Genomic DNA, 13,137 nt, shown 5'->3' on the forward strand with positions numbered 1-13,137 from the left:
TGCACACGGTTGTGAGGCACGTACATGGGCGCGCGCGGCGCGCGGGGGCCGCTCTGGCCGCCGTACTGACATGGGCAGGGCTGCTGGCCGGGGCCGTCGGCTGCACCGCGGACGGTGCGAGCGGGCCCGGCTCGCTGGGCAAACCCCGGGCCCCCGAGGAGGTCATCGAGGTCTCGCCGGACGACGGCGACAAGGGCGTCCGCCCCGGACGGGCGCTGTCCGTACAGGTGTCCAGCGGGCGCCTGGAGTCGGTCCGGGTCGTCCGGACCCAGGACGCGGAGGAGCAGACGGTCCCGGGCCGGATCTCCGCCGACGGCCGGCGCTGGCGCCCCGACGACGGCAGGCTCGCGCTGGCCGCCGGATACGCCGTCGACGCGGTGGCCGTGGACGACGAGGGCCACCGCTCCGCCCGGCACACCACCTTCAGCACCTACGTCCCCGACCAGCGCTTCATCGCGTACGTCACCCCGGAGCACCGCTCCGTGGTCGGCACCGGCATGATCGTCAGCCTGGGCTTCAACCGGGAGATCACCGACCGGGCCGCCGTCGAGCGGGCCGTGCGCGTCACCTCGGAGCCCCCCGTCGAGATCCGCCCGCACTGGTTCGGCCGGGACCGTCTCGACTTCCGCCCCGAGGAGTACTGGGAGCCCGGTACCGAGGTCACCGTCGACCTGCGGCTGAGGGACGTCGAGGGGGCACGCGGGGTCTACGGGCTCCAGTACCGGACCGTCACCTTCACCGTCGGCCGCAGTCAGGTCTCGCTGGTCGACGCGGAGCAGCACACCATGCAGGTGCGCCGGGACGGCGAACTCCTCGGCACCGTGCCGGTCACGGCGGGGGCGCCCAAGCACCCGACGTACAACGGGAAGATGGTCGTCACCGAGATGTACGAGATGACCCGGATGAACGGCAGCACGGTCGGCTTCGGCGGCGAGTACGACATCAAGGACGTCCCGCACGCCATGCGCCTGACCGAGACCGGCACCTTCCTGCACGGCAACTACTGGGCGTCGGCGGCCACCTTCGGCGAGGCGAACGTGAGTCATGGGTGCGTCGGCCTGCGGGACGTCAAGGGCGGCAGCTCGGACAGCCCGGCGGGCTGGTTCTTCGACCGGACTTTGGTCGGGGACGTCGTCGAGGTCGTCAACAGCGACGACAAGAAGGTCGCCGCGGACAACGGGCTCGGAGGCTGGAACATGGGGTGGAACGAGTGGAAAGCGGGCAGTGCTCTGAAGTGAGCCTGCCGGGGGGCGGGGTGGCCTGTGGCGGCCGGTCGAGGTTGGGACTGAACGGTGACATTCGCACGGCCTCGACCGCGCCGACCATGTGGTTAATATGCGCCGAACGCGCGGGACGCGCAGGGGAGCGGGCCCGACGGGGCCCGATGAGGGTCCGGTCCGGGGCCCGTTGAGGGGAGACAAGTTGAAAGTGCGACCGATATCGGGGGCGTCGGTTGACGCGCGTGGGGGGCGCGGACGCAAAGGCCTGGCTCTGGCCGCCGGGGTGCTGCTGTTGACCGTCACCGCGTGCGGTGGCGGCTCGGACTCCGGGGACTCCGGCGCGGGGGCCGGGGACGGCAAGGGCAAGGGCTCGGCCACCGCCGAGAGCAAGCAGTCCGAGGCGGCCGTGACCATAGCCCCCAAGGACGGCGCGAAGTCCGTCGACACCAGCGGTGCGCTGAAGGTCAGCGCGGCCAAGGGCAAGCTGACCGAGGTCGTGGTCAAGGACGCCAAGGGCACCGAGATAGCGGGTGAGATAGCCGCGGACGGCGCCAGCTGGACGCCGTCCATCCATCTGGCCGCCGCCACCAAGTACCAGGTGCACGCGGTCGCCAAGGACTCCGCGGGCCGCGAGGCCGCCGAGTCCTCCAGCTTCACCACCCTGACGCCGCAGAACACGTTCGTCGGCCACTTCACCCCCGAGGACGGTTCGACGGTCGGCGTCGGAATGCCCTTCTCCCTCAACTTCACCCGGGGCATCACCCACCCCGAGCAGGTCGAGAAGGCCGTCGAGATCAAGACCGAACCGGCCGTCGACGTCGAGGGCCACTGGTTCGGCAACGACCGGCTCGACTTCCGGCCCGAGAAGTACTGGAAGGCCGGCACCAAGGTCACCGTCAAGCTCAACCTCAACGGTGTCGAGGGCCGCCCCGGCGTGTACGGCGAGCAGGCCAAGACCGTCTCCTTCACCATCGGTCGCGACCAGGTCTCCGTCGTCGACGCCAAGAAGCTCACGATGAAGGTCATGCGGGACGGCAAGGTCGTCAAGACCCTTCCGGTCACCACCGGCAAGGCCGGCATGGAGACCTGGAACGGCCAGATGGTCATCAGCGAGAAGCACGTGGTGACCCGGATGAACGGCGAGACGGTCGGCTACGGCGGCGAGTACGACATCAAGGACGTCCCGCACGCCATGCGCCTGACCACCTCCGGCACCTTCCTGCACGGCAACTACTGGGCCGGCGGTGCCTTCGGCAACTACAACGCCAGCCACGGCTGCATCGGTCTGCGCGACGCGCGCGGCGGCTGGGACAAGGGCGCGCCGGCCGCGTGGTTCTTCGACAACTCGATGATCGGCGACGTGGTCGTCGTGAAGAACTCCAACGACCGGATCGTCGACCCGGACAACGGGCTCAACGGCTGGAACATGTCGTGGGAGAAGTGGAAGGCCTGACCCCCTGACACGAACGGGCCCGGTGCGACCACCGCACCGGGCCCGTTCCCGTCGACAACCACGGCGCGCCGGTCCGCGGGCCGCCCTGTCGGGCACTCCCGCCGGGTGTGATCGAGCGCACCGGGCGTGGTCGCGTTAGTGGCCGTTAACCTGCTGGCATGACCGTGAATCTCGAAGTCGCCGAGGGCGTCGGCACGCTGCGTCTCGACCGCCCGCCCATGAACGCGCTGGACATCGCCACGCAGGACCGGCTCAAGGAACTCGCCGAGGAGGCCACGCGCCGCGACGACGTGCGCGCGGTCGTCGTGTACGGCGGGGAGAAAGTGTTCGCGGCCGGCGCGGACATCAAGGAGATGCAGGACATGGACCACACGGCCATGGTCCTGCGCGCCCGCGGCCTGCAGGACGCCTTCACGGCCGTGGCCCGCATCCCCAAGCCGGTCGTCGCCGCCGTCACGGGGTACGCGCTCGGCGGCGGCTGCGAACTCGCCCTCTGCGCGGACTACCGCATCGCCGCCGACGACGCCAAGCTGGGCCAGCCGGAGATCCTGCTGGGCCTTATCCCGGGCGCGGGCGGCACCCAGCGGCTCGCCCGCCTGATCGGCCCCTCCAAGGCCAAGGACCTGATCTTCACGGGCCGCATGGTCAAGGCCGACGAGGCGCTGACCCTCGGCCTGGTCGACCGGATCGTCCCGGCCGCCGAGGTCTACGCCACGGCGCACGCGTGGGCGGCGAAGCTGGCGCAGGGCCCGGCCCTGGCGCTGCGCGCGGCGAAGGAGTCGGTGGACACCGGCCTGGAGACGGACATCGACACGGGCCTCGCCGTCGAACGGAACTGGTTCGCGGGCCTGTTCGCCACGCCGGACCGCGAGCGGGGCATGCGCAGCTTCGTCGAGGAGGGGCCGGGCAAGGCCAAGTTCCTCTGAAATCTCCGCGTCAGGGCTTGCAATTGACGCGGTGTCTGATCCGGGTCCCTCGATGGGGCGGTTTATGGAAGCCTTAAGGCAGCCTTAAGCCTGTCTTGTCGAGGGAGTCCGTCCATTGCCAGGAGCCGAGCCTTCTTCGCAGCTCAGGGGGGCTCTCGAAGCCTCCGAACTGCCTCCGGCATATGCCGGACGGACGGTGGAGAACGATGCCCCGAGGGGGGCGTATTCGGCGGGAACGGCCCCGCGGGGCACGCCGGACGGCCATGATGGGGGCATGGCGGGGCTGGAGGGCATCGAACAGCCGCAAGGACGCGGCCGTACGACCGCGGCGCGCTGGTCGCCGGCAGTCGAGGACGAACGGGCGCTCAAGGCACTGGAGTTGTTCGGCAACCCGACGGAGGCGGAGGTTCCGCTGCCGTCCCGCCCCGAGTCGGCGGCCACGGCACGCCGGCTCGCCCAGGTCGTCGTCCTCCGCCAGTGGGGCCTGTCGGCCAAGATGACCGAGGATGCCGTCCTGCTCGTCTCGGAACTCGTCGGCAACGCCGTGCGGCACACCGGCGCCCGCGTCTTCGGCCTGCGCATGCGCCGCCGTCGGGGCTGGATCCGCATCGAGGTCCGCGACCCCTCCCGGGGACTGCCCTGCCTGATGCCGGTCCAGGAACTCGACGTCAGCGGCAGGGGCCTGTACCTCGTCGACAAGCTCTCGGACCGCTGGGGCGTGGACCTCTTACCCCGCGGCAAGACGACCTGGTTCGAGATGCGGGTCGCGGACCGCTGACCGGCAGCGGCACCGCAGCCGACACGCCGCCGTACGGGTGACGATCCGCAACCTTCCGCCGTGCGGTGGGAATTGTGCCCTCATGATCACAACTCGCCTGCGTAGTCGGGCCGCTGCCGCCGCCCTCTCCCTCGCGGCCGTCCTCGCCACCTCGGCCGCCTCCGCCCCCGCGACCTCCGCCCCCGCGACCTCCGCCCCCGCGACCTCCGTCCCGGCGGCCTTCGCCCCCGCAGCCGCGCCCGCCCCCGCCGCCTGTCCCGTCCAGTACGACGACAAGATCAAGGCCGCCGCCGACCGCCGCGTCGACGTCGCCCGGATCACCCCCGAACCGGCCTGGCGCACCACCTGCGGCACCCTGTACCGCGCCGACAGCCGTGCCCCCCGGATCGTCTTCGAGGAGGGCTTCCAGCCCAGGGACGTGGTCGAGGGCCAGTACGACCTTCAGGCCTACGTCCTCGTCAACCAGCCCTCGCCGTTCGTGTCCACGACGTACGACCACGACCTCTACAAGAAGTGGTGGAAGTCCGGCTACAACTACTACATCGACGCCCCCGGCGGCATCGACGTCAACCGCACCATCGGCGACACCCACAAGTGGGCCGACCAGGTCGAGGTGGCCTTCCCCGGCGGCATCGACCGCAAGTACGTCATCGGCGTCTGCCCGGTCGACAGGACCACCAAGGTCGAGATCATGAGCGGCTGCGAGAGCAACCCGTACTACGAGGCCTGGCACTGAGCAGCGCCTCCGACCCCACCGGCCGGTAGCCGGCCGCCTGGAACGCCCGCAGGCTGCGGGCGTTCCCCGGGGAGATCTGCGCCCACACCGGCTCTCCCCCGCCCAGATGCCGCGCCGCCTCCGCGAGCGCCCGCCCCAGCCCCCGGTGCCGTACCGTCTCCGCCACCTCCACCGCGGCCTCCAGCCGCCCGGCGACGCCGCGCCCCAGCACCAGCACCCCGCCCTCGGCGGCCCACACCCGCACGTCGTCGCGGCGCCTGCGCGAACTGAGGACCCGCGAATGCCCGGGATCGCGGATCTCGCGCAACGCGAGGGGCGGTTCACCCGCGAGCGGCGCCCCCACCGTCATCACGTCGACCGTGTCCGTGGTGCGTCCCGTCCGCTCCATGAAGGCGGCGAGGAAGCGGGCGTTCATCGTCGCCGCGAGCGCGTCGCACTCCAGGGCGTCCAGGGTGGCGTGGACCCAGCCGGGGTCCTCGTCGGTGAAGACGACGGAGTGGCCGGTGAAGGCGAGCACGCCCGCGTCCCTGGGCGAGGGCTGCGGCACGACCGTCGTGCGACCGTCCGGTGGCGGGAAGACACCCCGCGCGGCGGCGTCCAGAATGTCCCGCAAGCTCTCCATCGCGGCGCTCCTTGAGTCTCCACCCACTGGAAGGCACAGACTCGCAGACATGATCGACGACAGCACCGGCCGGTTCACCATCGGCGAGCTGGCGCGGGCCACCGGGCTGACCGTCCGGACCATCCGCTACTGGTCCGAAGAGGACGTCCTGCGCCCGGTGGCCCGCTCCGCCGGCGGCTACCGGCTGTACGACGCCGGGTCCGTGGCCCGTCTGGAGCTGATCCGCACCCTGCGCGAACTGGGCCTCGGCCTGGACGACGTACGCCGGGTGCTGGCCGGCGAGGCGACGGTGGCCGAGGTGGCCGCCGCCCATGTGGTGGCCCTGGACGCCCGGATCAGGGCGCTGAAGGTGACCCGCGCGGTGCTGTCGACCGTGGCGCGACGCGGCTCGACCGCTCAGGAGATGACGCTCATGAACAAGCTGGCGCGGCTGTCGGCCGCCGAACGGAGCCGCATCATCGAGGAGTTCGTGGACGAGATGTTCCACGGGCTGGACACGGCGGACCCGGTGATCCGGGAGCGGATGCGCACCATGGCCGTGGACCTGCCGGACGAGCCGACGCCCGAGCAGGTGGACGCCTGGGTGGAGCTCGCCGAGATGCTCCAGGACCCCGCCTTCCGGGCCCGGATGCGGAAGGTGGCCGAGTTCAACGCGGCCGACCGTGGCCCCGAGGTGCCCGCGGGCGCGTCGCTGTGGTTCGCGCGGCGCCTGGTGCAGCTGGCCGCCGAGGCCCGGGACCGGGGCGTCGCCCCCGAGTCTCCCGAGGCGGCCGAGGTCCTGCGCGACCTGCTGGGCGACGCCGACCCCGCCGAGGTACTGGAACGGCTGCGCTCCAGCTCCGACGAGGGGGTCGCCAGGTACCGCGAGTTGCTCGCGGTGGTGAAGGGCGGCGAACCGGCCGCCGCGCACCGGGAGGAGTTCGCCTGGGTGGTCGCGGCACTCAAGGCGCGTACGGCCGGATAATCTGACCTGCGTCAGTACGACGGCACAGCACGAGACAGAGGGGCGGATCGGTGGCGGACATCGAGGAAGCGCGCAAGCAGTTCGAGCGGATCGACACGGACGGTGACGGCATGATCACCGCCAAGGAGTTCAAGACCGCTCTGGCGCAGGGGGGCGACTGGAACGTCACCGAGGCGGTCGCCGAGGCCATCATCGCCAGCCGCGACCTCGACGGCGACAAGCTCCTGTCGTTCGACGAGTTCTGGGCCCACCTGAACAAGTGACGCGCACCACGAAGGGGCGCCCCTCTCCCTCCCGGGGAGGCGGGCGCCCCTTCGTCAGGCGCTCGTGGCCCACTCCCGCAGGGCGGTCCTGCTCGCGAAGTCGCCCACGTTCGTGTCCACCGGGTCGTCCGTGTACTGGTGGAAGCGCCACTTCGCCTGGATGCGGGGCTTTCCCGCGGCGACGTAGTCCGCTATCCACAGGCCGTCCCCGGCGTAGGACGTGGTGTCGACGTTCAGCCAGTAGTGGCGGTTGCAGTAGAGGATCACCCGGTTGTCCGGGCGCAGTTGCTTCACGGTGCGGATGAAGCGGTCCTTCTCCGCGTTGCTCGCGTGCGTCCCCTCGCCCGTGGTCTCCCAGTCGACGGCGAGGATGTCGCCGGCCCGTTCGGGGGCCTTGCTCACGAAGTACTCGGCCTGGGCGGTGAGGTTGCCCGGCCACAGGAAGTGGTAGAAGCCGACGACCAGGCCGGCGTCGCGGCCGCGCTTGGTCTGGGCGGCCAGTTTGGGGTTGACGTAGGAACTGCCCTCCGTGGCCTTGATGAAGACGAAGGAGAGGCCGTCGGTGTCGTAGGTGCTGGACTGGTAGGAGCTGACGTCGATGCCACGGACCATGGGGACTCCCGAATGTGGCTGTGGGGGACGGGAGTTGATGGTTCCCCTTGGCGGCGCCGGTAAGCCCTCAGCACTCGATGATGTTCACCGCCAGCCCACCCCGGGCCGTCTCCTTGTACTTGACGCTCATGTCGGCGCCGGTGTCCTTCATGGTCTTGATGACCTTGTCCAGGGACACCTTGTGGCTGCCGTCGCCGCGCATCGCCATCCGGGCCGCCGTGACGGCCTTCACCGCGGCCATGCCGTTGCGCTCGATGCAGGGGATCTGGACCAGGCCGCCCACCGGGTCACAGGTGAGGCCGAGGTTGTGCTCCATGCCGATCTCGGCGGCGTTCTCGACCTGTTCGGGGCTGCCGCCCATCACCTCGGCGAGGGCGCCCGCGGCCATCGAGCAGGCGGAGCCCACCTCACCCTGGCAGCCGACCTCGGCGCCGGAGATGGAGGCGTTCTCCTTGAACAGCATGCCGATGGCGCCCGCGGCGAGCAGGAAGCGGACCACGCCCTCCTCGTCCGCGCCGGGAACGAAGTTGATGTAGTAGTGCAGAACCGCCGGGATGATGCCGGCCGCGCCGTTGGTGGGCGCGGTCACGACCCGCCCGCCGGCCGCGTTCTCCTCGTTCACCGCCATCGCGTAGAGCGTGATCCACTCCATCGCGAGGGCCTTCGGGTCGCCCTCGGAGCGCAGCTTGCGCGCGGTGTTGGCCGCGCGGCGGCGCACCTTCAGCCCGCCGGGCAGGATGCCCTCCCGGGTCATGCCGCGCCCTACGCACGCCTGCATGACCTGCCAGATGTCGAGCAGCCCGGCGCGGATCTCCTCCTCGGTGCGCCAGGCGCGCTCGTTCTCCAGCATCAGGGCCGAGATCGACAGACCGGTCTCCCTCGTCAGGCGCAGCAGCTCGTCGCCCGTGCGGAAGGGGTACTTCAGGACCGTGTCGTCCAGCTTGATGCGGTCCGCGCCGACGGCGTCCTCGTCGACGACGAATCCGCCGCCCACCGAGTAGTACGTCTTGGACAGCAGCTCCGCCCCGGAGGCGTCGTAGGCCCACAGGGTCATGCCGTTGGCGTGGTAGGGCAGGGCCTTTCGGCGGTGCAGCTTCAGGTCCGCGTCGAAGTCGAAGGCGACCTCGCGCTCGCCGAGCAGCGTGAGCCGGCCGGCGCTCTTGATCGCCTCCACGCGCTCGTCGGCGGTCTCGACGTCCACCGAGCGCGGCGAGTCGCCCTCGAGGCCCAGCAGCACCGCCTTGGGCGTGCCGTGCCCGTGGCCGGTCGCGCCCAGCGAGCCGTACAGCTCGACGCGCAGCGAGGCCACGGAGTCGAGCAGTTCCTCGCCGCGCAGCCGGCTGGCGAAGATGCGGGCCGCGCGCATGGGGCCGACCGTGTGGGAGCTGGACGGGCCGATGCCGATCGAGAACAGGTCGAAGACCGAGATGGCCACGGTGACTCCTTGGGGCAGGGGGTGGTGCGGTGGGCTCCACGCCGGTGTGGAGCCCACGGGGGTGGAACTACTTCGTCAGGCCGGGTTCAGACCGGGGTACAGCGGGTGCTTGTCGGCGAGGGCCTTGACCCGCGCCTTGAGCGAGGCGGCGTCGTACGAGGGCTTCAGCGCCTCGGCGATCACGTCCGCGACCTCCGTGAAGTCCTCGGCCGTGAAGCCGCGCGTGGCCAGCGCGGGCGTGCCGATGCGCAGCCCGGACGTCACCATCGGCGGGCGCGGGTCGTTCGGGACGGCGTTGCGGTTGACCGTGATGCCGACCTCGTGGAGCCGGTCCTCGGCCTGCTGGCCGTCCAGCTCGGAGTCACGCAGGTCGACCAGGACCAGGTGGACGTCCGTGCCGCCGGACAGCACGTCCACGCCGACCGCCTTGGCGTCGTCCCGCACGAGCCGCTCGGCGAGGATACGCGCGCCCTCCAGGGTACGCCGCTGGCGCTCCTTGAAGTCCTCGGAGGCGGCGACCTTGAAGGCGACCGCCTTCGCGGCGATCACATGCTCCAGCGGGCCACCCTGCTGACCGGGGAAGACCGCGGAGTTGATCTTCTTGGCCAGTTCGGCGGTGGAGAGGATCACACCGCCGCGCGGGCCGCCCAGCGTCTTGTGGGTGGTGGTGGTCACGACATGGGCGTGCGGCACCGGGTTCGGGTGCAGTCCGGCGGCGACGAGGCCGGCGAAGTGGGCCATGTCGACCATGAGGTACGCGCCGACCTCGTCGGCGATCCTGCGGAAGGCGGCGAAGTCGAGCTGCCGGGGGTACGCCGACCAGCCGGCCACGATCAGCTTCGGCTGCTTCTCCTTGGCGAGGCGCTCGACCTCGTCCATGTCGACCAGGCCGTCCTCGCCGACGTGGTAGGCGACCACGTCGTAGAGCTTGCCGGAGAAGTTGATCTTCATGCCGTGGGTCAGGTGCCCGCCGTGCGCGAGGTTCAGGCCCATGATCGTGTCGCCGGGCTTGAGCAGCGCGAACATCGCGGCCGCGTTGGCCTGCGCGCCCGAGTGGGGCTGCACGTTGGCGTGCTCGGCGCCGTAGAGCTCCTTGACGCGGTCGATCGCGATCTGCTCGATCACGTCGACGTGCTCGCAGCCGCCGTAGTAGCGCCGGCCGGGGTAGCCCTCGGCGTACTTGTTGGTCAGGACCGAGCCCTGGGCCTCCATGACCGCGACCGGGGCGAAGTTCTCCGAGGCGATCATTTCGAGGGTGGACTGCTGGCGGTGCAGCTCGGCGTCGACGGCGGCGGCGACGGCCGGGTCGTACTCGTGCAGGGGGGTGTTCAGGACGGACATGTCGCTACGACTCCTCAGCCGGCGGTGTGGGCGGCGTACTCGTCGGCGGAGAGCAGGTCGGCGGGCTCCTGCGCGATCCGCACCTTGAACAGCCAGCCGCCCTCGAAGGGCGCGGAGTTCACCAGCGACGGGTCGTTCACCACGTCCTCGTTGACCTCGGTGATCTCACCGCTCACCGGGGAGTACAGGTCGCTGACCGACTTGGTCGACTCCAGCTCGCCGCAGGTCTCGCCCGCGGTCACCTGGGAGCCCACCTCGGGGAGCTGGGCGTAGACGACGTCACCGAGCGCGTTCGCCGCGAACTCGGTGATGCCGACCGTCGAGACGCCGTCCTCGGCGACCGACAGCCACTCGTGCTCCTTGCTGTAGCGCAGCTGCTGGGGGTTGCTCATGGCGTGGATTCTCCTGTACGCGGGGGAGTGCTGTGGAAAAGGGGGCTGCCGGCACTGCGTGTGAGCAGGCGGAAAGGTGCGCCGGGTCCGGTGGACCCGGTTCCAGTGTCTACTTCTGGCGCTTGTAGAAGGGCAGAGCCACGACCTCGTACGGCTCGTGGGTGCCCCGGATGTCCACGCCGACTCCCGGCGTGCCGGCGGCCGCGTGGGCGGCGTCGACGTAGGCCATCGCGATCGGCTTGCCGAGCGTCGGGGAGGGGGCGCCGGAGGTGACCTCGCCGATCACCTCGCCGCCGGCGACGACCGCGTACCCGGCGCGTGGCACCCGGCGGCCCTCGGCGATCAGGCCGACGAGGACGCGCGGCGGAGCGGCCTCGGCGCGGGCGGCGGCCTCGGTGAGCGCCTCGCGCCCGACGAAGTCGCCCTCCTTCTCGAACTTCACCACCCGGCCGAGCCCGGCGTCGAAGGGGGTCAGCGAGGTGGACAGCTCGTTCCCGTAGAGCGGCATGCCCGCCTCCAGGCGCAGCGTGTCCCGGCAGGACAGGCCGCAGGGGATCAGGCCGACGCCGGCGCCCGCCTCCGTCAGCGCCTCCCACAGGGCGACGGCGTGCTCCGGCTTCACGAACAGCTCGAAGCCGTCCTCGCCGGTGTACCCGGTGCGCGCGATCAGCGCCGGGACGCCCGCGACGGTGCCGGGCAGCCCGGCGTAGTACTTGAGCCCGTCGAGGTCGGCGTCGGTCAGCTGCCGCAGGATGCCGGGGGACTCGGGGCCCTGGACGGCGAGCAGGGCGTAGGCGTCGCGGTCGTCGCGGACGGTGGCGTCGAAGCCCTCCGCGCGCTCGGTGAGGGCGTCCAGCACGATCTGCGCGTTGCCGGCGTTGGCCACGACCAGGTACTCGGTCTCGGCGAGCCGGTAGACGATCAGGTCGTCCAGGATGCCGCCGTCGGCCTGGCAGATCATGGTGTAGCGGGCGCGGCCGACGCCGACGGAGGCGATGTTGCCGACGAGCGCGTGGTTCAGGAGCTGGGCCGCCTGCGGTCCGCCGACCGTGATCTCGCCCATGTGCGAGAGGTCGAACAGCCCGGCCTTCGTGCGCACCGCGAGGTGCTCGTCGCGCTCGGAGCCGTAGCGCAGCGGCATGTCCCAGCCGGCGAAGTCGGTCATGGTCGCGCCCAGCGAGCGATGCACGGCATCGAGCGCGGTACGACGGAGTGCGGTACTGCTCATCGGTCGGTCTCCCAAGGCATGACGGCGAGGTCGTTCCTCCCCATCTGTCATCGGAACCTGAGAGGTTCGCCATGACCGCCCGGGAAGGGGGAACCATGGCTTGCACCTTGGGTGGAGCCACTGAGGCAGCGGCCCGCTTTTCAGATGTGCCTCGCCCGCGCGGTAACGGGGCCTGAGAGATTCAAGGGAGGGACTTGCTCCTTCGGCGTCCCAGTCACAGCGTGCCTGGGAACTCTCCCGCGCGGATTCAAGCGGCCGGTATGCAGTTGGCGGCCACATCATTGCACGCATCGCCGGCGCGCGGCAGGGGGACCTTTCAGAGGGGGCACACAGTGTCCGTGACCGGGCACAGCGTGTTGTAGCAGGCTTGTTGCCGGAAGCGGACGGAATCGCGAGGCGCCCCGCATTACCTTCTCTTTACACTCGACGGGGACGGTGACTCGTGAACCGCCCCAGGGGAGGACGATCACGGTGAACAGGACCACGGCCTACGCGACCACCGCGGGCCTCGCTGTGCCCAAGCAGTCGGCGGCCTCGGCCCGGGAGGCGTGCGGCCCGCTGCCCTTCCCCGTGGTCCGCGACCTGCGCGACCGGGCGGGCCGCAGCCCGCACGCCCTGCTGTTCGGCCCCCGCGACCTCGTCGTGATCACCGGCCTGCCCGGCAGCGGCAAGTCCACCCTCATGCGGCGCGCGGTCCGTGCCCGGCGCATCGACTCCCAGGACACCCGCGACCGCTGGGACGCCCGGACGCCGCACTGGCTGCCCTACGGGGTCTACCGCCCCCTCGTCCGGCTCGCCCACTACGCCGGGCTGCGCCGCGCCCTGCGCTCCGGCGAGGGCGTCGTCGTCCACGACTGCGGCACGCAGGCCTGGGTGCGCGCCTGGCTGGCCCGCGAGGCCCGCCGCCGGGGCGGCACCCTGCATGTGCTGCTGCTCGACGTCAGCGCCGAACAGGCCCTGGCCGGCCAGCGCGAGCGTGGCCGCGGAGTCTCGCGGTACGCGTTCCTGCGGCACCGCCGCGCGGCCGCCCGCCTGCTGCGCCGCTCCGAGCGCGGGGTCCTGCCCCGCGGCTGCGGCGCCGCGATCCTCCTCGACCGCGCGGCGGCGGACACCCTGCGCAGAATCGGCTTCACGGGCTGACACCACGGGCGGCGGGGCGGGCGGGTT

Annotated in this window: 14 protein-coding genes and 2 riboswitches; of the genes, 8 read left to right on the forward strand and 6 right to left on the reverse strand. The window is 71.3% G+C overall.

Annotated features, from left to right (window positions below; all coding sequences use genetic code 11):
• The first annotated feature begins 11 nt into the window (after positions 1 to 11).
• From ACZ7LV_RS28035 to ACZ7LV_RS28055, 5 genes are all read left to right on the forward strand, one after another.
• Positions 12 to 1,238: a L,D-transpeptidase gene (locus tag ACZ7LV_RS28035; RefSeq protein WP_471943243.1), complete on the forward strand. Its 1,227-nt coding sequence runs from the start codon at positions 12 to 14 to the stop codon at positions 1,236 to 1,238.
• Between the two features lie 184 nt (positions 1,239 to 1,422).
• Positions 1,423 to 2,673 (forward strand): L,D-transpeptidase, encoded by a 1,251-nt coding sequence (locus ACZ7LV_RS28040; RefSeq protein WP_471943245.1) that lies wholly within the window; start codon positions 1,423 to 1,425, stop codon positions 2,671 to 2,673.
• Between the two features lie 158 nt (positions 2,674 to 2,831).
• Positions 2,832 to 3,599 carry an enoyl-CoA hydratase/isomerase family protein gene (locus ACZ7LV_RS28045; RefSeq protein WP_401673544.1) on the forward strand — a complete coding sequence of 256 codons (768 nt, stop codon included), beginning with the start codon at positions 2,832 to 2,834 and terminating at the stop codon, positions 3,597 to 3,599.
• A 274-nt stretch (positions 3,600 to 3,873) separates the two neighbouring features.
• Positions 3,874 to 4,377 carry an ATP-binding protein gene (locus ACZ7LV_RS28050; protein ID WP_401673546.1) on the forward strand — a complete coding sequence of 168 codons (504 nt, stop codon included), beginning with the start codon at positions 3,874 to 3,876 and terminating at the stop codon, positions 4,375 to 4,377.
• 82 nt (positions 4,378 to 4,459) lie between these two features.
• Positions 4,460 to 5,113, forward strand: a complete 654-nt coding sequence (locus ACZ7LV_RS28055; RefSeq protein WP_471943247.1) for an ADP-ribosyltransferase — start codon at positions 4,460 to 4,462, stop codon at positions 5,111 to 5,113.
• Here ACZ7LV_RS28055 and ACZ7LV_RS28060 read toward each other — a convergent pair.
• Entirely contained in the window at positions 5,067 to 5,735 is a 669-nt protein-coding gene (locus ACZ7LV_RS28060; RefSeq protein ID WP_471943248.1) for a GNAT family N-acetyltransferase, read from the reverse strand. The two genes, ACZ7LV_RS28055 and ACZ7LV_RS28060, sit on opposite strands and share 47 nt — an antisense overlap.
• Before the next feature lie 49 nt (positions 5,736 to 5,784).
• On the opposite strand from ACZ7LV_RS28060, the gene ACZ7LV_RS28065 reads away from it, so the two are divergent.
• Entirely contained in the window at positions 5,785 to 6,699 is a 915-nt protein-coding gene (locus tag ACZ7LV_RS28065) for a MerR family transcriptional regulator (protein ID WP_471943250.1), read from the forward strand.
• Between the two features lie 50 nt (positions 6,700 to 6,749).
• Complete coding sequence (locus ACZ7LV_RS28070; RefSeq protein WP_401673555.1) at positions 6,750 to 6,962, forward strand: EF-hand domain-containing protein; 213 nt, start codon at positions 6,750 to 6,752, stop codon at positions 6,960 to 6,962.
• 54 nt (positions 6,963 to 7,016) lie between these two features.
• On the opposite strand, the gene ACZ7LV_RS28075 is transcribed toward ACZ7LV_RS28070, so the two are convergent.
• The 5 genes from ACZ7LV_RS28075 to gcvT all read right to left on the reverse strand — a co-directional run bounded on the left by ACZ7LV_RS28075 (position 7,017) and on the right by gcvT (position 11,970).
• A complete protein-coding gene (locus tag ACZ7LV_RS28075) occupies positions 7,017 to 7,574 on the reverse strand; it encodes a glycoside hydrolase family 25 protein (protein ID WP_471943252.1) in 558 nt (185 codons plus the stop codon).
• 67 nt (positions 7,575 to 7,641) lie between these two features.
• Entirely contained in the window at positions 7,642 to 9,009 is a 1,368-nt protein-coding gene (locus ACZ7LV_RS28080) for an L-serine ammonia-lyase (RefSeq protein ID WP_401673560.1), read from the reverse strand.
• A 75-nt stretch (positions 9,010 to 9,084) separates the two neighbouring features.
• The gene (gene glyA / locus ACZ7LV_RS28085) at positions 9,085 to 10,350 is read right to left on the reverse strand and encodes a serine hydroxymethyltransferase (RefSeq protein ID WP_471943254.1); all 1,266 of its coding nucleotides are present in this window, start codon (positions 10,348 to 10,350) and stop codon (positions 9,085 to 9,087) included.
• 14 nt (positions 10,351 to 10,364) lie between these two features.
• Positions 10,365 to 10,742, reverse strand: coding sequence for a glycine cleavage system protein GcvH (gene gcvH, locus ACZ7LV_RS28090; RefSeq protein WP_471943255.1), 378 nt, complete (start codon positions 10,740 to 10,742; stop codon positions 10,365 to 10,367).
• Between the two features lie 109 nt (positions 10,743 to 10,851).
• On the reverse strand, positions 10,852 to 11,970 hold the full coding sequence (gene gcvT / locus ACZ7LV_RS28095; protein WP_471943257.1) for a glycine cleavage system aminomethyltransferase GcvT: 1,119 nt from the start codon (positions 11,968 to 11,970) through the stop codon (positions 10,852 to 10,854).
• Positions 11,971 to 12,004: 34 nt separating this feature from the next.
• A riboswitch (glycine riboswitch) is annotated at positions 12,005 to 12,120 on the reverse strand.
• Positions 12,121 to 12,220, reverse strand: a riboswitch (glycine riboswitch). It lies immediately after the preceding riboswitch.
• A gap of 221 nt (positions 12,221 to 12,441) precedes the next feature.
• Here gcvT and ACZ7LV_RS28100 point away from each other — a divergent pair.
• Positions 12,442 to 13,110, forward strand: a complete 669-nt coding sequence (locus ACZ7LV_RS28100; RefSeq protein WP_471943259.1) for an AAA family ATPase — start codon at positions 12,442 to 12,444, stop codon at positions 13,108 to 13,110.
• Positions 13,111 to 13,137: the final 27 nt, after the last annotated feature.

It is taken from the genome of Streptomyces sp. NPDC107562 (assembly GCF_055657325.1).

What these genes read in the sequence shown, in the direction of transcription:
- ACZ7LV_RS28050 (WP_401673546.1), top strand. Translation starts at nt 3,874, where the DNA reads ATGGCGGGGCTGGAGGGCATCGAACAGCCGCAAGGACGCGGCCGTACG.
- ACZ7LV_RS28065 (WP_471943250.1), top strand. Translation starts at nt 5,785, where the DNA reads ATGATCGACGACAGCACCGGCCGGTTCACCATCGGCGAGCTGGCGCGG.
- glyA (WP_471943254.1), bottom strand. Translation starts at nt 10,350, where the DNA reads ATGTCCGTCCTGAACACCCCCCTGCACGAGTACGACCCGGCCGTCGCC.
- gcvH (WP_471943255.1), bottom strand. Translation starts at nt 10,742, where the DNA reads ATGAGCAACCCCCAGCAGCTGCGCTACAGCAAGGAGCACGAGTGGCTG.
- ACZ7LV_RS28075 (WP_471943252.1), bottom strand. Translation starts at nt 7,574, where the DNA reads ATGGTCCGTGGCATCGACGTCAGCTCCTACCAGTCCAGCACCTACGAC.
- ACZ7LV_RS28055 (WP_471943247.1), top strand. Translation starts at nt 4,460, where the DNA reads ATGATCACAACTCGCCTGCGTAGTCGGGCCGCTGCCGCCGCCCTCTCC.
- gcvT (WP_471943257.1), bottom strand. Translation starts at nt 11,970, where the DNA reads ATGAGCAGTACCGCACTCCGTCGTACCGCGCTCGATGCCGTGCATCGC.
- ACZ7LV_RS28045 (WP_401673544.1), top strand. Translation starts at nt 2,832, where the DNA reads ATGACCGTGAATCTCGAAGTCGCCGAGGGCGTCGGCACGCTGCGTCTC.
- ACZ7LV_RS28060 (WP_471943248.1), bottom strand. Translation starts at nt 5,735, where the DNA reads ATGGAGAGCTTGCGGGACATTCTGGACGCCGCCGCGCGGGGTGTCTTC.